This is a genomic window from Burkholderia stabilis (assembly GCF_001742165.1).
Taxonomy (GTDB): Bacteria; Pseudomonadota; Gammaproteobacteria; order Burkholderiales; family Burkholderiaceae; genus Burkholderia; species Burkholderia stabilis.
This window is the reverse complement of the sequence record NZ_CP016442.1, coordinates 1,198,646-1,216,581: the sequence shown is the minus strand read 5'-3', so window position 1 is coordinate 1,216,581 and position 17,936 is coordinate 1,198,646. Positions and strand designations below refer to the sequence as shown.

Genomic DNA, 17,936 nt, shown 5'->3' with positions numbered 1-17,936 from the left:
CGATAGCGCAGGCCGCGTCCAGCAAGCGACCACGCGCGCCCACGCAGCGCGGCGCTCGCGCGGCAGGGTAAACAGGTCGGCAACAGGGTGTTCCCCAAGGAGCCTCCCGTGTTGCCGTCTTTTTCTCCCGCCTTGCTTGCACTCGCCGACGGCACGGTCTTTCGTGGTTATTCGATCGGGGCCGAAGGCCACACGATCGGCGAAGTCGTGTTCAATACCGCGATCACCGGCTATCAGGAAATCCTGACCGATCCGAGCTACTCGCGCCAGATCGTGACGCTCACCTACCCGCATATCGGCAACGTCGGCGTCAATGCCGAAGACGTCGAAGCCACGAAAGTCCATGCCGCCGGCCTGATCATCCGTGATCTGCCGACGCTCGCGTCGAACTTCCGCATGGACCGCACGCTCGGCGATTACCTGCGCGACGAAGGCGTCGTCGCGATCGCCGGCATCGACACCCGCAAGCTGACCCGCATTCTGCGCGACAAGGGCGCGCAGGGCGGCTGCATCCTGGCCGGTTCGGACGACGAGGCGAAGGCGATCGAGCTCGCGCGCTCGTTCCCGGGCCTGTCGGGCATGGATCTCGCGAAGGTCGTGTCGACCACGAAACCGTTCGAGTGGAAGCAGACGGAATGGCGCCTCGAAGGCGGCTACGGCATGCAGGAAGCGCCGAAGTACCGCGTCGTCGCTTACGATTTCGGCGTCAAGTACAACATCCTGCGCATGCTCGCGGAGCGCGGCTGCCACGTGACGGTGCTGCCGGCCCAGGCGAGCGCGGCCGATGCGCTCGCGCTGAATCCGGACGGCATCTTCCTGTCGAACGGCCCCGGCGATCCGGAGCCGTGCGATTACGCGATCGCGGCCACGAAGGAATTCATCGAGCGCGGCGTGCCGACCTTCGGCATCTGCCTCGGCCACCAGATCATGGGCCTCGCGGTCGGTGCGAAGACGCTGAAGATGAAGACGGGCCACCACGGCGCGAACCACCCGGTGAAGGATCTCGGCGACGGCCGCGTCGTCATCACGTCGCAGAACCACGGCTTCGCGGTCGACGCGGATTCGCTGCCGGCCAACGCGCGCGTGACGCACGTGTCGCTGTTCGACGGCACGCTGCAGGGTTTCGAGCTGACCGACAAGCCGGCGTTCTGCTTCCAGGGCCACCCGGAAGCGTCGCCGGGCCCGCACGACATCGGCTATCTGTTCGACCGTTTCACCGCGCTGATGGACGCGGCGAAGCAGCGCAACGCCTGACGTACCTGAAGAACGGGAGATTCGCATCATGTTCGGCCACGCACTCGGCATCACGGATATCTGGACCTACGTGTTCGGCGTGATCTTCATCATCCTGCTGCCGGGGCCGAACTCGATGTACGTGCTGTCGCTCGCGGCGCAGCGCGGCGTGAAGACCGGCTATCGCGCGGCCTGCGGCGTGTTCGTCGGGGATACGGTGCTGATGGTGCTGTCCGCCGCGGGCGTCGCGTCGCTGTTGAAGGCCAATCCGCTGCTGTTCTCGGTCGTCAAGTACGGCGGCGCCGCGTACCTGCTCTACATCGGTACCGGCATGCTGCGCAGCGCGTGGCAAAAGCTGCGCGCGCCGGCCAATGCGCCGACCGACGCACCGCAGGCGGTCGACGGCGAGCGGCCGTTCCGCAAGGCGCTGATCGTGAGCCTGCTGAATCCGAAGGCGATCCTGTTCTTCATCTCGTTCTTCATCCAGTTCGTCGACCCGGCATTCCCGCATCCCGCGCTGTCGTTCGTCGTGCTCGGGGCGATCGCGCAATGCGCGAGCTTCCTGTACCTGAGCACGCTGATTTTCGCGGGCGCGCGGCTCGCCGAGCACTTCCGCCGCCGCCGCAAGCTTGCGGCAGGCGCGGCGAGCAGCGTGGGCGGCCTGTTCATCGGTTTCTCGGTGAAGCTTGCGCTCGCGACCATGAGCTGAGCGCTGCCGGCCGACCCACGACAACGATTACTTATTGAATTCACAAGCCATGCCAAAACGCACAGACATCAAGAGCATCCTCATCATCGGCGCCGGCCCGATCATCATCGGCCAGGCGTGCGAGTTCGACTACTCGGGCGCGCAGGCATGCAAGGCGCTGCGTGAGGAGGGCTACAAGGTCGTCCTCGTGAACAGCAACCCGGCGACGATCATGACGGACCCGAACACGGCCGACGTGACCTACATCGAGCCGATCACGTGGGAAGTCGTCGCGCGCATCATCGAGAAGGAGCGCCCGGACGCGATCCTGCCGACGATGGGTGGCCAGACCGCGCTGAACTGCGCGCTCGACCTGCACCACCACGGCGTGCTCGAGAAGTTCGGCGTCGAGCTGATCGGCGCATCGCCGGAAGCGATCGACAAGGCGGAAGACCGCCAGAAGTTCAAGGAAGCGATGACCAAGATCGGTCTCGGTTCCGCGAAGTCGGGCATCGCGCACTCGATGGAAGAAGCGACCAAGGTGCACGGCGAGATCATGGCGGAGACGGGCGGCAGCGGCTACCCGGTCGTGATCCGTCCGTCGTTCACGCTCGGCGGCTCGGGCGGCGGCATCGCGTACAACCGCGAAGAGTTCGAAGAGATCTGCAAGCGCGGTCTCGATCTCTCCCCCACGCGCGAGCTGCTGATCGAAGAGTCGCTGCTCGGCTGGAAGGAATACGAGATGGAAGTCGTGCGCGACCGCGCCGACAACTGCATCATCGTCTGTTCGATCGAGAACCTCGACCCGATGGGTGTGCACACCGGCGACTCGATCACGGTCGCGCCGGCGCAGACGCTCACCGACAAGGAATACCAGATCCTGCGTAACGCATCGCTCGCGGTGCTGCGCGAGATCGGCGTCGACACGGGCGGCTCGAACGTGCAGTTCTCGATCAACCCGAAGGACGGCCGCATGGTCGTCATCGAAATGAACCCGCGCGTGTCGCGTTCGTCGGCGCTCGCCTCGAAGGCGACGGGCTTCCCGATCGCGAAGGTCGCCGCGAAGCTGGCGGTCGGCTACACGCTCGACGAGCTGAAGAACGAAATCACCGGCGGCCAGACACCCGCATCGTTCGAGCCGACGATCGACTACGTCGTCACCAAGATCCCGCGCTTCGCGTTCGAGAAGTTCCGCGAAGCCGATTCGCGCCTGACCACGCAGATGAAGTCGGTCGGCGAAGTGATGGCGATCGGCCGCACGTTCCAGGAATCGTTCCAGAAGGCGCTGCGCGGCCTCGAAGTCGGTGTCGACGGTCTCGACGAGAAGTCGACCAACCGCGACGAGATCGCGATCGAGATCCACGAGCCGGGCCCGGACCGCATCTGGTACGTCGGCGATGCGTTCCGCATCGGCATGACGGCCGAGGAAATCTTCGCGGAAACCGCGATCGACCCGTGGTTCCTCGAGCAGATCGAGCAGATCATCCTGAAGGAAAAGGCGCTCGCGGGCCGCACGCTCGCGTCGCTGTCGTTCGACGAGCTGCGCTACCTGAAGCAGAGCGGTTTCTCCGACCGCCGCCTCGCGAAGCTGCTCGGCGCGACGCCGGAAGACGTGCGCCGCCGCCGCGTCGAACTGAACGTGCGCCCGGTCTACAAGCGTGTCGACACCTGCGCAGCCGAGTTCGCGACGAAAACCGCCTACATGTACTCGACCTACGAGGAAGAGTGCGAGGCGCAGCCGACCACGAACAAGAAGATCATGGTGCTGGGCGGCGGCCCGAACCGGATCGGCCAGGGCATCGAGTTCGACTACTGCTGCGTGCACGCGGCGCTCGCGATGCGCGAGGACGGTTACGAAACGATCATGGTCAACTGCAACCCGGAAACGGTGTCGACCGACTATGACACGTCCGACCGCCTGTACTTCGAGCCGCTGACGCTCGAAGACGTGCTCGAGATCGTCGACAAGGAAAAGCCGGTCGGCGTGATCGTCCAGTACGGCGGCCAGACGCCGCTGAAGCTCGCGCTCGACCTCGAGGCGCACGGTGTGCCGATCGTCGGCACGTCGCCGGACATGATCGACGCGGCCGAAGACCGCGAACGCTTCCAGAAGCTGCTGCAGGACCTCGGCCTGCGCCAGCCGCCGAACCGCACCGCACGCGCCGAAGACGAAGCGCTCAAGCTCGCCGAGGAAATCGGCTATCCGCTGGTCGTGCGCCCGTCGTACGTGCTGGGCGGCCGCGCGATGGAAATCGTCCACGAGCCGCGCGACCTCGAGCGTTACATGCGCGAGGCCGTGAAGGTGTCGAACGATTCGCCGGTGCTGCTCGACCGCTTCCTGAACGACGCGATCGAGTGCGACGTCGACTGCATCTGCGACGGCGAAGCCGTGTTCATCGGCGGCGTGATGGAGCACATCGAGCAGGCGGGCGTTCACTCGGGCGACTCGGCATGCTCGCTGCCGCCGTACTCGCTGTCGAAGGAAACCGTGGCCGAGCTGAAGCGCCAGACGGGCGCGATGGCGAAGGCGCTGAACGTGGTCGGCCTGATGAACGTGCAGTTCGCGATCCAGCAGGTGCCGCAGGCGGACGGTTCGAAGCAGGACATCATCTACGTGCTGGAAGTGAACCCGCGCGCCTCGCGCACGGTGCCGTACGTGTCGAAGGCGACCAGCCTGCCGCTCGCGAAGATCGCGGCGCGCGCGATGGTCGGCCAGAAGCTCGCGCAGCAGGGCGTGACGAAGGAAGTCGAGCCGCCGTACTTCAGCGTGAAGGAAGCCGTGTTCCCGTTCGTCAAGTTCCCGACCGTCGATCCGGTCCTCGGGCCTGAAATGCGTTCGACCGGCGAAGTGATGGGTGTCGGCCAGACGTTCGGCGAAGCGCTGTTCAAGTCGCAGCTCGCGGCCGGTTCGCGCCTGCCGGAGTCGGGCACGGTGCTGCTGACCGTGATGGACGCCGACAAGCCGAAGGCGGTCGAAGTCGCGCGCATGCTGCACGACCTCGGCTACCCGATCGTCGCGACGAAGGGCACGGCTGCCGCGATCGAAGCGGCCGGCGTGCCGGTGAAGGTCGTGAACAAGGTGAAGGACGGCCGTCCGCACATCGTCGACATGATCAAGAACGGCGAGATCGCACTCGTGTTCACGACGGTCGACGAGACGCGCCAGGCGATCGCCGATTCGCGTTCGATCCGCATGAGCGCGCAGGCGCACAAGGTCACGTACTACACGACGATGTCGGGCGCGCGCGCGGCAGTCGAAGGTTTGCGCTACCTGAAGGATCTGGAAGTCTATGATTTACAAGGTCTTCACGCTCGCCTAAACTAAGCAGTCAGTTACCTGTCGAAGCAACACGTGCCGCGATTAGGCGGTGTTTCCAGTTCATCGGAAGCGCGCTTAATCGCGGTGATTTTTTTTATAGCCGTTTTTAGCTATTGAGCCGTTTATGAGCACCATTCCGTTGACAAAGCGTGGCGCGGGGCAACTGCGCGATGAATTGCAGCGCCTCAAGTCCATCGAGCGGCCGGCCGTGATCAACGCGATCGCGGAGGCCCGCGCCCAGGGCGACCTGTCCGAAAACGCCGAATACGACGCCGCGAAGGAAAAGCAGGGCTTCATCGAGGGTCGCATCGCGGAACTCGAATCGAAGCTGTCCGCCGCGCAAATCATCGATCCGACGGTACTCGACGCCGATGGCCGCGTGGTGTTTGCCGCGACGGTCGAGCTCGAGGATCTCGAGTCGGGCGACACCGTCAAGTATCAGATCGTCGGCGACGACGAAGCCGATATCGATCACGGCCTGATCTCGGTCAGCTCGCCGATCGCACGCGCACTGATCGGCAAGTCCGAAGGTGATGTCGCTGCCGTGCAGGCGCCGAGCGGCGTGCGCGAGTACGAAATCATCTCGGTCAGCTACGTCTGAAGCGGGGCGACGTGATGCCGCATCGCGTGTTCCGTCTGCTGTCGGCCGTGTGGGTCGGCAGCCTGCTGACGATCGGGTATGCGGTCGCGCCCGTGTTGTTCAAGACGCTGGAGCGGATGACGGCCGGGTCGGTCGCCGCCCAGTTGTTCCGTATCGAGGCGATCCTCGGTGTCGTGTGCGGCGTGCTGCTGCTCGCATTGTCGAACCAGCAGGTGCGGCGCGGCCGCAGCGAATATCGCCGCGTGCGCTGGGTCGTCGCGGCGATGGTCGTGTGTGTGCTCGTCGGGTATTTCGCGCTGCAGCCGTTCATGAACGCACTGCGCGTGGCCGCGATGGATGCGGGCACCGATATCGCGAACTCGCCTTACGCGAGCCGCTTCGGGATGCTGCACGGCGTCTCGAGCCTGTTCTACCTCGTCGAGAGCGTGCTGGGCCTGATGCTGATCTGGCGCCTGCCGGCGCGCGACGCCTGAGCGTCACGCGGGCAGGGCGGCACGGCATGCTCCGTGCCGCGCAAGGGATTACTTGTCCTGGAACGGCCGCTTCGTGCTTGCCTGGCGCTTTTTCGCGCGCTTCACGTTGCCGCCCGCCGTCACGCGCTCGTTGCCGCGCACGACGACCTTCGTCGGCTTCGGACGACGCACCGGGCTCGCGTTCGGCGATACCTTGACGACCTTCACGGTGCGCGGTGCGCGGCCTTTCCGGTCGTCGGCGGCTTCGGCCGCGCTCGGCAGCGTGCCGGCCCGACGGCCGCGAGCCGGGGCCGCTGCGGCGGCTTCGGGCTTCCAGATCACCAGCAGCTTGCCGATGTGCTGGATCGGCGCCGCGCTCAGGCGGTCGCAGATCTCGTCGTAGATCGCAACGCGTTCGTCGCGTTCGTCACCGAACACGCGGATCTTGATCAACTGGTGCGCGGCAAGGTGCACCTTGATTTCCTTGAGCACGGCGTCGGTCAGCCCTTCGGCGCCGATCAGCACGACGGGCTTGAGCGCATGGGCCTGGGAGCGCAGCGCGGAGCGCTCGGCGGGAGAAAGCGAAAGGGCGGGCATGGAAATGTCGAAATCTATTTAAGGGCGCGCGGCCTGAACAGCGATCGCGGGAAGTTACCGCATCAGCCGTGCGCCGAAACCACGTAAAATCGCGGCTTGGGCCCGGAAAGGGGCCGTAGCCGCGCGAAGAAGACGCGTATTATCCGCTAAAAGCTCGGCTTCACGAAGCAAATGGCAGCAATCTCTCTCTCGAATGGCAAAAAATCGCTTTAACCAGCACTGGCTGCACGACCACATCAACGACCCGTACGTCAAAATGGCGCAGCGGGAGGGCTATCGCGCGCGTGCCGCGTACAAGCTGAAGGAAATCGACGAGCAGGACAAGCTGATCCGTCCCGGCCAGGTGATCGTCGACCTCGGCGCGACGCCGGGCAGCTGGAGCCAGTATGCCCGCAACAAGCTCTCTCAGGGCAAGAAGCGCGATGCGGCGCGCGAAGGCGGCATCGACGGCACGATCATTGCGCTCGACTTGCTGCCGATGGAGCCGGTCGCCGACGTGCACTTCATCCAGGGCGACTTCCGTGAGGACGAAGTGCTTCACCAGCTCGAAGAAGTGCTCGAAGGTCGCCCGGTGGACCTTGTTATTTCGGACATGGCCCCCAACCTCTCCGGCGTGGCCTCGGCGGACGCGGCGCGCATCGAGCATCTGTGCGATCTGGCGCTCGAATTCGCGCAGAATCATCTGAAACCGGATGGTGCGCTGCTCGTGAAGTGTTTTCATGGCAGCGGCTACAGCCAGATCGTCGAGAAATTCAAACAGCAGTTTAAGACTGTCGCGCCGCGCAAGCCGAAGGCGTCCCGCGACAAATCGTCCGAAACGTTCATTTTGGGCCGGCATCTGAAGCATCCGCGCTGACGCGGAGCGGAGTGCCGGAAACGGGCTCCGGCCCTTGCCAGACAAGCGAATCGCTATCGCAGCGGTTGTCAATGCTTATGGCGGGGGTGGTCGGACTGGATTAGAATGACCGAGGGGCGCCGCAAGGTAAATGTAGGCGCTCGTCTACGAGTGAAGGAGTGGTGCTTTGAACAACAATATGTTTTCGAAGGCAGCGGTGTGGCTGGTGATCGCACTGGTGCTGTTTACGGTGTTCAAGCAGTTCGACAAGCCCCGCGTCCAGGAAGGCGTGTCCTATTCGCAGTTCATGGACGACGCCAAGAACGGCAAGGTCAAGAACGTCATCGTTCAGGGGCGCAACCTCACCGTCACTCCGGCTGATGGCCAGAAATACCAGATCGTGTCGCCCGGCGACATCTGGATGGTCGGCGATCTGATGAAGTACGGCGTGCAGGTCAGCGGCAAGGCCGATGACGAGCCGAACGCGCTGATGTCCGCGCTGTACTACCTCGGGCCGACGATCCTGATCATCGTGTTCTGGTTCTACATGATGAGGCAGATGCAGGGGGGCGGCAAAGGCGGCGCATTCTCGTTCGGGAAATCGCGCGCGCGGCTGATCGACGAGAACAACAACGCGGTGAACTTCTCCGACGTCGCGGGCTGCGACGAAGCGAAGGAAGAAGTGTCCGAACTCGTCGACTTCCTGCGTGATCCGCAGAAATTCCAGAAGCTGGGCGGTCGCATTCCGCGCGGCGTGCTGCTCGTCGGCCCGCCGGGTACCGGCAAGACGCTGCTCGCTCGCGCGATCGCCGGTGAAGCGAAGGTGCCGTTCTTCAGCATCTCGGGTTCGGACTTCGTCGAAATGTTCGTCGGTGTCGGCGCGGCTCGTGTGCGCGACATGTTCGAGCAGGCGAAGAAGCATGCACCGTGCATCGTGTTCATCGACGAAATCGACGCGGTCGGCCGTCATCGCGGCGCCGGCATGGGCGGCGGCAACGACGAACGCGAACAGACGCTGAACCAGATGCTCGTCGAGATGGACGGCTTCGAAGCGAACTCGGGCGTGATCGTGATCGCCGCGACCAACCGTTCCGACGTGCTCGACAAGGCGCTGCTGCGTCCGGGCCGTTTCGACCGCCAGGTCTATGTCGGCCTGCCGGACATCCGCGGCCGCGAGCAGATCATGCGTGTGCACCTGCGCAAGGTACCGATCTCGAACGACGTCGATGCGGCAGTCATCGCGCGCGGCACGCCGGGCTTCTCGGGCGCCGATCTCGCGAACCTCGTGAACGAGGCTGCGCTGTTCGCCGCACGTCGCGGCAAGCGTATCGTCGAGATGCAGGATTTCGAGGACGCGAAGGACAAGATCTTCATGGGTCCGGAGCGCAAGTCGGCCGTGATCCGCGAAGAAGCGAAGCGCGCAACGGCTTACCACGAGTCGGGCCACGCGGTGATCGCGAAGCTGCTGCCGAAGGCCGACCCGGTGCACAAGGTCACGATCATCCCGCGCGGTCGTGCGCTGGGTGTCACGTGGCAGTTGCCGGAGCATGACAACGAGACGTACTCGAAGGACTACCTGATGGACCGCCTCGCGATCCTGTTCGGTGGTCGGGTGGCCGAAGAATTGTTCATGAACCTCGTCAGCACGGGCGCATCGGACGACTTCAACAAGGCGACCCAGACGGCGCGCGCGATGGTTGCACGCTTCGGCATGACCGATGCGCTCGGGCCGATGGTCTACGTCGACGACGAGAACGATGCGTCGCCGTTCGGCCGGGGCTTCACGCGCACGATCTCGGAAGCGACGCAGCAGAAGGTCGACTCGGAAATCCGCCGTGTGCTCGACGAGCAGTACAACCTTGCGCGTCGCCTGCTCGACGAGAACCGCGACAAGGTCGAAGCGATGACGGCCGCGCTGATGGAGTGGGAGACGATCGACGCCGATCAGATCAACGACATCATGGAAGGCCGTCCGCCGCGCTCGCCGAAGAGCTCGCCGGCTGTCGGCGGCGATTCGTCGGGTGGCGGCAGCAGTGCAGAGGTCAAGCCCGGCAGCGCGCCGGCGCCTGCTTCGCCGGCGGCATAATCTCCGCTTAGCACCGTTCACGGGCTGGTGTGGCTTCACACCGGCCCGTTTTGCATTCATCCACGCCAGTTGCTCGTGTCCGATTCCGCTGTTTCCCCGCTCATTCCCGCTCCGCTCCAGTGCGGCCGCTTCGTGCTGACGTTCGAGCGCCCGCTGGTGATGGGCATTCTCAATGCCACGCCCGATTCGTTCTCCGATGGCGGCCGCTTCCTCGCGCGCGACGATGCATTGCGCCAGGCCGAGCGGATGATCGCCGAAGGCGCCGATCTCCTCGATATCGGCGGTGAGTCGACGCGCCCCGGTGCGCCGCCCGTGCCGCTCGACGAGGAACTCGCGCGCGTGATTCCGCTCGTCGAGGCGCTGCGGCCGCTGAACGTGCCGTTGTCGATCGACACCTACAAGCCGGCCGTGATGCGCGCGGCGCTGGCCGCCGGCGCGGACCTGATCAACGATATCTGGGGGTTCCGCCAGCCGGGCGCGATCGACGCGGTGCGCGACGGCAACAGCGGGCTGTGCGCGATGCACATGCTCGGCGAACCGCAGACGATGCAGGTCGGCGAGCCCGATTACGGCGACGTCGTGGCCGACGTGCGCGATTTTCTCGCCGCGCGCGCACAGGCGCTGCGCAACGCGGGTGTTGCGCCGGAGCGAATCTGTGTCGATCCCGGCTTCGGGTTCGGCAAGGCGGTCGTCGACGACAACTATGCGCTGCTGGCCGCGTTGCCGGACACGGCGCCCGCGCGGCCCGACGGGCGCGCATATCCGATACTCGCGGGCATGTCGCGCAAGTCGATGCTCGGCGCGGTGATCGGCGGCAAGCCGCCGATGGAGCGCGTCGCGGCGAGCGTGGCGGCCGCGTTGTGCGCGGTCGAGCGCGGCGCCGCGATCGTGCGCGTGCACGACGTCGCGGCGACGGTCGATGCACTGAAAGTCTGGAATGCCGTGCGCGAAGCCGCGCGGCAACGATAAGTCAGAAGACGAAGGAGGAAGGACCTTATGGGACGTCGATATTTCGGCACGGACGGCATTCGCGGCACGGTGGGTGAGGCGCCGATCACGCCCGATTTCGTGTTGCGTCTCGGCTATGCGGCCGGCAAGGTACTGGCCGGCTCGGCCGACGTCGCGACAGGCTCGCGTCCGACCGTGCTGATCGGCAAGGACACGCGCGTCTCGGGCTATATGCTCGAAGCCGCGCTCGAGGCAGGGTTCTCGGCGGCCGGCGTCGACGTGATGCTGGCCGGCCCGATGCCGACGCCGGGTGTCGCGTACCTGACGCGCGCGCTGCGCCTGTCGGCCGGCGTCGTGATCAGCGCGTCGCACAACCCGTATCACGACAACGGGATCAAGTTTTTCTCCGCCGACGGCAACAAGCTGCCTGACGACACCGAAGCCGCGATCGAAGCGTGGCTCGACAAGCCGCTCGAATGCGCATCGTCCGACGGCCTCGGCAAGGCGCGCCGTCTCGACGACGCGGCCGGCCGCTACATCGAGTTCTGCAAGAGCACGTTCCCGGCGGCGTTCGACCTGCGCGGCCTGAAGCTCGTGATCGATTGCGCGCACGGCGCCGCGTACCAGATCGCGCCGCACGTGTTCCACGAGCTCGGCGCGGATGTGATCCCGATCGGCGTCGCGCCGAACGGCTTCAACATCAACGACGGCGTCGGTGCGACCGCGCCGGATGCGCTGGTGCGCGCGGTGCGCGCGAACCACGCCGATCTCGGCATTGCGCTCGACGGCGACGCGGATCGCCTGCAGGTCGTCGACGCAGCCGGGCGCCTGTACAACGGCGACGAGCTGCTCTACGTGCTTGTAAAGGACCGGATCGCGACCGACGGCAAGGTCGACGGCGCGGTCGGCACGCTGATGACGAACCTCGCCGTCGAAGTCGCGCTGCAACGCGAGGGCGTGAAGTTCGTCCGCGCGGCGGTCGGTGACCGCTACGTGCTCGAACAGTTGCGCGAGCACGGCTGGCAGCTCGGCGCGGAAGGCTCGGGCCACATCCTGTCGCTCGACCGGCATTCGACCGGCGACGGCATCGTGTCGGCGCTGCTCGTGCTGGCCGCGCTGAAGCGCAGCGGTCAAACGCTCGGGCAGATGCTCGATGGCGTCACGCTGTTCCCGCAGAAGCTGATCAACGTGCGGATGAAGCCGGGCGCCGACTGGAAGGGCAGCACATCGATTCGCGCCGCGATCGACGCAGCCGAAGCCGCGCTCGCCGGCAGCGGCCGCGTGCTGATCCGCGCATCGGGCACGGAGCCCGTGCTGCGCGTGATGGTCGAAGCGCAGCAGGCGGCCGACGCGGTCCGCCACGCGGAGACGATTGCCGACGCGGTGCGCGCGGCGACGACCTGACATCCGGCATCGGCGCGGGGCGGCCTTGCCGCCTGCGCACCGGCTTTCCGGTGAACCTGCATGCGGCGCCTTCGGGCGCCGCAATTTCGTCAGACGCAAAGGTTTGCGATACCTAATAGTGGGGTGTCGGCAACCGGATGGCCTGACCGTCGCTATCTTCCGACCCCGAATATCGAAACTGCCGCGGGCAGGGGCTTCCCGCGCCGCAGACGCTGCGCTACGATTCGCCCGCACACCCGAAAACGGGTACCCGCCTCTTCCTTGCCAGGGCGGCAATTCTTGCCTTCATCGCCGCTCGGCCGCCACCTGTGCGGTGTCCGCTACTCCCTTTCAACCAGTCATGTTACTGTCACGCCAGTTTCATCGATTGTCACATTACCGTCATGAGGAGCCCCTAACCTTCGCGGTGCCGTAGTCATCCGCTCACACACTGGAGGTCTCATGAAATTGATGCAAACCGCGATTGCCGGCCTGGCTGGCGCGCTTTTCGCCGTTGCTGCGCAAGCTGCCGACATCACGGGCGCAGGCAGCACGTTCGCGATGCCGATCTATACGAAATGGGCTGCCGACTACCAGCAGTCCGGTGGTTCGAAGGTCAACTACCAAGGTATCGGTTCGTCGGGCGGCCTGAAGCAGATCGTCGCGAAGACGGTCGATTTTGCCGGTTCGGACGCTCCGCTGAAGGATGACGAGCTCGCGAAGGAAGGCCTGTTCCAGTTCCCGACGGTGGTCGGCGGCGTGGTGCCGGTCGTCAACGTGCCGGGCGTGAAGTCCGGCGAACTGACGCTGTCGGGCCCGGTGCTCGGCGACATCTACCTCGGCAAGATCAAGAAGTGGAACGACCCGGCGATCGCCGCGCTGAACCCGAAGGTCAAGCTGCCGGATACGGACATCGCCGTGGTTCGCCGCGCTGACGGTTCGGGCACGAGCTTCATCTGGACGAACTACCTGTCGAAGGTCAACGACGAGTGGAAGTCGAAGATCGGCGAAGGCACGACGGTCAACTGGCCGACGGGCACGGGCGGCAAGGGCAACGACGGCGTCGCAGCCTTCGTGCAGCGTCTGCCGGGCGCGATCGGCTACGTCGAGTGGGCGTACGCGAAGAAGAACAACATGGTCTACACGGCCCTGAAGAACTCGACGGGCACGGTGGTCGAGCCGAAGACGGAAACGTTCAAGGCCGCTGCTGCCGGCGCGAACTGGTCGAAGTCGTTCTACCAGATCCTGACGAACCAGCCGGGCAAGGAAGCATGGCCGGTCGTCGGCGCGACGTTCGTGCTGCTGCACGCGAAGCAGGACAAGCCGGAACAGGGCGCGGAAACGCTGAAGTTCTTCAGCTGGGCGTTCAAGAACGGCGAGAAGGCCGCTGACAGCCTCGACTACATCTCGCTGCCGCCGGCGGTCGAGACGGAAATCCGCAAGCAGTGGAAGGCGAAGGTGACGGACGCATCGGGCAAGTCGGTCGCCGCCGAGTAAGCAATGCAGCGGTTCGCTGCCCGGCCGTGCCGGTCGGGCAGTGTGTGCGGTAAAGCCGGGCGTTACGGCGCCCGGCATTCAAAAGCAGGCACCCATGTCTGATATTTCCTATACGTCCTCACGGTCCGCCGACGTTGCGCAGCAACACGCGCCGAGCCGTCTCGGGGACGTTGTATTCGGCGGCCTCGCACGGCTCGCCGCGATCGTGACCCTGCTGCTGCTGGGCGGGATCATCGTTTCCCTGATCATTGCGTCGATGCCGACCATCCAGAAGTTCGGCCTCGGCTTCCTGTGGCAATCCGAGTGGGATCCCAACTCGGACATCTATGGCGCTCTCGTGCCGATCTACGGCACGATCGTGACGTCGGTCATTGCGCTCGTCATCGCGGTGCCCGTCAGTTTCGGCATCGCCTTGTTCCTCACCGAATTGTCGCCCGTGTGGCTGCGCCGTCCGCTCGGTATCGCGATCGAGCTGCTCGCCGCGATTCCGTCGATCGTGTACGGCATGTGGGGGCTGCTCGTGTTCGCGCCGATCTTCGCCGAATACTTCCAGAAGCCGCTCGGCCGTCTGCTCAAGGACGTGTGGGTGCTCGGGCCGCTGACGTCCGGCCCGCCGATCGGCATCGGCATCCTCGCGGCCGGTGTGATCCTCGCGATCATGATCATCCCGTACATCGCGTCGGTGATGCGCGACGTGTTCGAAGTCACGCCCGTGCTGCTGAAGGAATCGGCCTACGGGATCGGCTGCACGACCTGGGAAGTGATGTGGAAGGTCGTGCTGCCCTATACGAAGACCGGCGTGATCGGCGGCGTGATGCTCGGCCTCGGCCGCGCGCTCGGCGAAACGATGGCCGTGACGTTCGTGATCGGCAACACCAACCTGCTCGACAGCGTGTCGCTGTTCGCGCCGGGCAACAGCATCACGTCGGCGCTCGCGAACGAATTCGCGGAAGCGCAACCGGGCCTGCATACGTCCGCGCTGATGGAACTGGGCCTGATCCTGTTCGTGATCACGTTCATCGTGCTGTCCATCTCCAAACTGCTGCTGCTTCGTCTCGAGAAGGGAGAGGGCAAGAAATGAGCGAGCCCATCATGAATTTCCCGGGGCCGAGCGGCGCCGCGCTCGACGCGATGCGCAACCGCCTGCAGCGCCGCCGCAAGGCCGTCAACGCGGTCGCGCTCGCCGCATCGCTCGGCGCGATGGCATTCGGCCTGCTGTGGCTCGTGTGGATTCTCTACACGACGCTGCATCTCGGCATCGGCGGCCTGTCGCTTCAGCTATTCACCGAATCGACGCCGCCGCCGAACACCGAAGGCGGCGGTCTCGCGAACGCGATCGTCGGCAGCTTGCTGCTGTGCGGTTTCGGCACGCTGATCGGCACGCCGATCGGCATCCTCGCAGGCGTCTATCTCGCCGAGTACGGCCAGAAGAACCTGCTCGCCGGCACGATCCGCTTCATCAACGACATCCTGCTGTCCGCGCCGTCGATCGTCGTCGGCCTGTTCGTGTACGCGATCGTCGTCGCGAAGTCGGGGCGCTTTTCGGGCTGGGCCGGCGTCATTGCGCTGGCGCTGCTGCAGATTCCGATCGTGATCCGCACGACCGAGAACATGCTGAAGCTCGTGCCGAACGCGCTGCGCGAAGCAGCGTTCGCGCTCGGTACGCCGAAGTGGCGGATGGTGCTGAAGATCACGCTGCGCGCATCGCTCGGCGGGATTACGACCGGCGTGCTGCTCGCGGTTGCGCGCATCGCCGGCGAAACGGCGCCGCTCCTCTTCACGGCACTGTCGAACCAGTTCTTCTCGTTCGACATGAGCCAGCCGATGGCGAACCTGCCCGTCACGATCTTCAAGTTCGCGATGAGCCCGTTCGCGGAGTGGCAGTCGCTCGCATGGGCAGGCGTGTTCCTGATTACGCTCGGGGTGCTCGGACTCAACATCCTGGCGCGCTCGATCTTCTCGAAAAAGTAACGGCGGAGCGATCCGATGAATATGGCAGAAAGCCACCTGAACCCTGTCGAGCGCACCGCTGCGCCCGCCGGCGCGCACGATGCGGCGAACGACCGCCCGCTCGAGCCGCTGAACGCGAAGATCGAGGTCAACAACCTCAACTTCTTCTACAACAAGTTCCACGCGCTGAAGAACATCAACCTGCGCATTCCCGAAGGGAAGGTGACGGCGTTCATCGGCCCGTCGGGTTGCGGCAAGTCGACGCTGCTGCGCACGTTCAACAAGATGTTCGCGCTCTATCCGGAGCAGCGCGCCGAAGGCGAAATCCTGATGGACGGCGAGAACCTGCTGACGACGAAGCGCGATATCTCGCTGCTGCGCGCGCGCATCGGCATGGTGTTCCAGAAGCCGACCCCGTTCCCGATGTCGATCTACGACAACATCGCGTTCGGCGTGAAGATGTTCGAAAAGCTCACGCGTTCGGAAATGGACGACCGCGTCGAGTGGGCGCTCACGAAGGCCGCGCTGTGGAACGAAGTGAAGGACAAGCTGGGCCAGAGCGGCTACGGCCTGTCGGGCGGCCAGCAGCAGCGTCTGTGCATTGCGCGCGGCATCGCGATCCGTCCGGAAGTGCTGCTGCTCGACGAACCGTGCTCGGCGCTCGACCCGATTTCGACGGGCCGCATCGAGGAGCTGATCGCGGAGCTGAAGAGCGACTACACGGTCGTGATCGTCACGCACAACATGCAGCAGGCCGCACGCTGCTCGGATTACACGGCCTACATGTACCTGGGCGAGCTGATCGAGTTCGGCGAAACCGAAAAGATCTTCATCAAGCCCGTGCGCAAGGAAACGGAAGACTACATCACCGGCCGCTTCGGCTGATGACGGAGAACAACAGCCATGTCGGATAAACATCTGTCGAGCCAGTTCGACGCGGACCTCAATGCCGTGTCGTCGAAAGTGCTGGAAATGGGCGGGCTCGTCGAGTCGCAGATCGTCGGCGCGATGTACGCGCTGAACGAGTTCGATCGCGACGCGGCGGAGAAGGTGATCACCGCCGAGGAAACGCTGAACGCGATGGAAGTCGACATCGACCAGGAGTGCGGCAACATCATCGCGCGGAGGCAGCCTGCTGCGCGCGACCTGCGTCTTTTGATGTCGATTTCGAAAACGATTACGAACCTCGAACGCGCCGGCGACGAAGCCGAGAAGATCGCGAAGCGCGTGCGCCGCCTGGTCGACGAACCGGCCGCGCGCGCGGTCAACATCGCCGAGATCAAGGTGTCGGGCGAGATGGCCGTGTCGATCCTGCGTCGCGCGCTCGACGCGTTTGCGCGCCTCGATACGGTGGCCGCCGCGCAGATCGTCAAGGACGACAAGGAAATCGACCTGGAATTCCGCGCGTTCGTGCGCAAGCTCGTGTCGTACATGCAGGAAGATCCGCGCACGATCTCGGTCGGCCTCGAATACCTGTTCATCGCGAAGGCGATCGAACGGATCGGCGACCACGCGAAGAACATCGCCGAATTCATCATCTACATCGTGAAGGGCACGGACGTGCGGCACCAGCCGCGCGACACGCTCGACCGCGAAGCCAACAGTTAACGCGACCCGCACAGGAAAACAAGAGGTGCCGATGCCCAGCAACATTCTCGTCGTTGAAGATGAGCCCGCGATTTCCGAACTGATCTCGGTGAATCTCCAGCACGCCGGTCACTGCCCGATCCGTGCGTACAACGCCGAACAGGCGCAGAACCTGATCAGCGACGTGCTGCCCGATCTCGTGCTGCTCGACTGGATGCTGCCGGGCAAGTCCGGTATCGCGTTCGCGCGCGACCTGCGCAACAACGAACGGACCAAACACATCCCGATCATCATGCTCACCGCGCGCGGCGACGAGCAGGACAAGGTGCTCGGCCTCGAGATCGGCGCGGACGACTACGTGACGAAGCCGTTCTCGCCGAAGGAGCTGATGGCGCGCATCAAGGCCGTGCTGCGCCGTCGCGCGCCGCAGCTGACCGAGGACGTGGTGTCGATCAACGGGCTGCGCCTCGACCCGGCCACGCATCGCGTCGCCGCACATGCGGAAGGCAGCGAGATCAAGCTCGATCTCGGCCCGACCGAATTCCGCCTGCTGCATTTCTTCATGACGCATCCGGAGCGCGTGCACAGCCGCACGCAACTGCTCGACCAGGTGTGGGGCGACCACGTGTTCGTCGAGGAGCGCACCGTCGACGTGCACATCAAACGATTGCGCGCGGCCTTGAAACCGGCCGGTTGCGATGCGATGATCGAGACCGTGCGCGGCAGCGGCTACCGGCTCGCGAAGCACGCGTAACGTATC

General features: G+C 64.9%; 16 protein-coding genes. 15 read left to right on the top strand and 1 reads right to left on the bottom strand.

All coding sequences use genetic code 11. The features are described from left to right. Positions 1 to 108 precede the first annotated feature (108 nt). The 5 genes from carA (at position 109) to BBJ41_RS05640 (ending at position 6,314) form a co-directional block, all read left to right on the top strand. A complete protein-coding gene (carA, locus tag BBJ41_RS05660) occupies positions 109 to 1,254 on the top strand; it encodes a glutamine-hydrolyzing carbamoyl-phosphate synthase small subunit (protein WP_069745682.1) in 1,146 nt (381 codons plus the stop codon). 28 nt (positions 1,255 to 1,282) lie between these two features. After that, positions 1,283 to 1,942 carry a leucine efflux protein LeuE gene (gene leuE, locus BBJ41_RS05655; protein ID WP_069745681.1) on the top strand — a complete coding sequence of 220 codons (660 nt, stop codon included), beginning with the start codon at positions 1,283 to 1,285 and terminating at the stop codon, positions 1,940 to 1,942. Positions 1,943 to 1,991: 49 nt separating this feature from the next. Then, positions 1,992 to 5,246: a carbamoyl-phosphate synthase large subunit gene (gene carB, locus BBJ41_RS05650; protein WP_069745680.1), complete on the top strand. Its 3,255-nt coding sequence runs from the start codon at positions 1,992 to 1,994 to the stop codon at positions 5,244 to 5,246. Between the two features lie 118 nt (positions 5,247 to 5,364). Then, positions 5,365 to 5,841: a transcription elongation factor GreA gene (gene greA, locus BBJ41_RS05645; protein ID WP_069745679.1), complete on the top strand. Its 477-nt coding sequence runs from the start codon at positions 5,365 to 5,367 to the stop codon at positions 5,839 to 5,841. Positions 5,842 to 5,855: 14 nt separating this feature from the next. Then, a complete protein-coding gene (locus BBJ41_RS05640; protein ID WP_069745678.1) occupies positions 5,856 to 6,314 on the top strand; it encodes a DUF4149 domain-containing protein in 459 nt (152 codons plus the stop codon). Between the two features lie 48 nt (positions 6,315 to 6,362). On the opposite strand, the gene BBJ41_RS05635 is transcribed toward BBJ41_RS05640, so the two are convergent. Further along, a complete protein-coding gene (locus BBJ41_RS05635) occupies positions 6,363 to 6,890 on the bottom strand; it encodes a YhbY family RNA-binding protein (protein WP_069745677.1) in 528 nt (175 codons plus the stop codon). 193 nt (positions 6,891 to 7,083) lie between these two features. On the opposite strand from BBJ41_RS05635, the gene BBJ41_RS05630 reads away from it, so the two are divergent. The 10 genes from BBJ41_RS05630 to phoB all read left to right on the top strand — a co-directional run bounded on the left by BBJ41_RS05630 (position 7,084) and on the right by phoB (position 17,930). Further along, positions 7,084 to 7,746: an RlmE family RNA methyltransferase gene (locus tag BBJ41_RS05630; protein WP_069745676.1), complete on the top strand. Its 663-nt coding sequence runs from the start codon at positions 7,084 to 7,086 to the stop codon at positions 7,744 to 7,746. 166 nt (positions 7,747 to 7,912) lie between these two features. Further along, complete coding sequence (gene ftsH, locus BBJ41_RS05625) at positions 7,913 to 9,811, top strand: ATP-dependent zinc metalloprotease FtsH (RefSeq protein WP_069745675.1); 1,899 nt, start codon at positions 7,913 to 7,915, stop codon at positions 9,809 to 9,811. Positions 9,812 to 9,886: 75 nt separating this feature from the next. Then, on the top strand, positions 9,887 to 10,780 hold the full coding sequence (gene folP, locus BBJ41_RS05620; protein WP_156814747.1) for a dihydropteroate synthase: 894 nt from the start codon (positions 9,887 to 9,889) through the stop codon (positions 10,778 to 10,780). Between the two features lie 27 nt (positions 10,781 to 10,807). Further along, positions 10,808 to 12,163, top strand: coding sequence for a phosphoglucosamine mutase (glmM, locus tag BBJ41_RS05615; RefSeq protein WP_069745673.1), 1,356 nt, complete (start codon positions 10,808 to 10,810; stop codon positions 12,161 to 12,163). Between the two features lie 441 nt (positions 12,164 to 12,604). Further along, positions 12,605 to 13,639, top strand: a complete 1,035-nt coding sequence (gene pstS / locus BBJ41_RS05610; protein WP_069745672.1) for a phosphate ABC transporter substrate-binding protein PstS — start codon at positions 12,605 to 12,607, stop codon at positions 13,637 to 13,639. A gap of 94 nt (positions 13,640 to 13,733) precedes the next feature. Continuing rightward, on the top strand, positions 13,734 to 14,720 hold the full coding sequence (pstC, locus tag BBJ41_RS05605; protein WP_069745671.1) for a phosphate ABC transporter permease PstC: 987 nt from the start codon (positions 13,734 to 13,736) through the stop codon (positions 14,718 to 14,720). Further along, positions 14,717 to 15,610, top strand: coding sequence for a phosphate ABC transporter permease PstA (pstA, locus tag BBJ41_RS05600; protein WP_069745670.1), 894 nt, complete (start codon positions 14,717 to 14,719; stop codon positions 15,608 to 15,610). Before pstC ends, pstA begins: the two co-directional genes overlap by 4 nt. A 15-nt stretch (positions 15,611 to 15,625) precedes the next feature. Further along, the gene (gene pstB, locus BBJ41_RS05595; protein ID WP_069745669.1) at positions 15,626 to 16,474 is read left to right on the top strand and encodes a phosphate ABC transporter ATP-binding protein PstB; all 849 of its coding nucleotides are present in this window, start codon (positions 15,626 to 15,628) and stop codon (positions 16,472 to 16,474) included. Between the two features lie 18 nt (positions 16,475 to 16,492). Further along, complete coding sequence (phoU, locus tag BBJ41_RS05590; RefSeq protein ID WP_069745668.1) at positions 16,493 to 17,197, top strand: phosphate signaling complex protein PhoU; 705 nt, start codon at positions 16,493 to 16,495, stop codon at positions 17,195 to 17,197. A gap of 31 nt (positions 17,198 to 17,228) precedes the next feature. After that, positions 17,229 to 17,930 carry a phosphate regulon transcriptional regulator PhoB gene (gene phoB / locus BBJ41_RS05585; RefSeq protein WP_027787869.1) on the top strand — a complete coding sequence of 234 codons (702 nt, stop codon included), beginning with the start codon at positions 17,229 to 17,231 and terminating at the stop codon, positions 17,928 to 17,930. The last annotated feature ends 6 nt before the right edge of the window (positions 17,931 to 17,936 follow it).

Bases quoted from the DNA above. Each gene is read 5' to 3' on its own strand.
- pstB (WP_069745669.1), top strand. From the start codon at position 15,626: ATGAATATGGCAGAAAGCCACCTGAACCCTGTCGAGCGCACCGCTGCG.
- carB (WP_069745680.1), top strand. From the start codon at position 1,992: ATGCCAAAACGCACAGACATCAAGAGCATCCTCATCATCGGCGCCGGC.
- pstA (WP_069745670.1), top strand. From the start codon at position 14,717: ATGAGCGAGCCCATCATGAATTTCCCGGGGCCGAGCGGCGCCGCGCTC.
- phoB (WP_027787869.1), top strand. From the start codon at position 17,229: ATGCCCAGCAACATTCTCGTCGTTGAAGATGAGCCCGCGATTTCCGAA.
- greA (WP_069745679.1), top strand. From the start codon at position 5,365: ATGAGCACCATTCCGTTGACAAAGCGTGGCGCGGGGCAACTGCGCGAT.
- pstS (WP_069745672.1), top strand. From the start codon at position 12,605: ATGAAATTGATGCAAACCGCGATTGCCGGCCTGGCTGGCGCGCTTTTC.
- BBJ41_RS05635 (WP_069745677.1), bottom strand. From the start codon at position 6,890: ATGCCCGCCCTTTCGCTTTCTCCCGCCGAGCGCTCCGCGCTGCGCTCC.
- pstC (WP_069745671.1), top strand. From the start codon at position 13,734: ATGTCTGATATTTCCTATACGTCCTCACGGTCCGCCGACGTTGCGCAG.
- leuE (WP_069745681.1), top strand. From the start codon at position 1,283: ATGTTCGGCCACGCACTCGGCATCACGGATATCTGGACCTACGTGTTC.
- BBJ41_RS05640 (WP_069745678.1), top strand. From the start codon at position 5,856: ATGCCGCATCGCGTGTTCCGTCTGCTGTCGGCCGTGTGGGTCGGCAGC.
- glmM (WP_069745673.1), top strand. From the start codon at position 10,808: ATGGGACGTCGATATTTCGGCACGGACGGCATTCGCGGCACGGTGGGT.
- BBJ41_RS05630 (WP_069745676.1), top strand. From the start codon at position 7,084: ATGGCAAAAAATCGCTTTAACCAGCACTGGCTGCACGACCACATCAAC.
- phoU (WP_069745668.1), top strand. From the start codon at position 16,493: ATGTCGGATAAACATCTGTCGAGCCAGTTCGACGCGGACCTCAATGCC.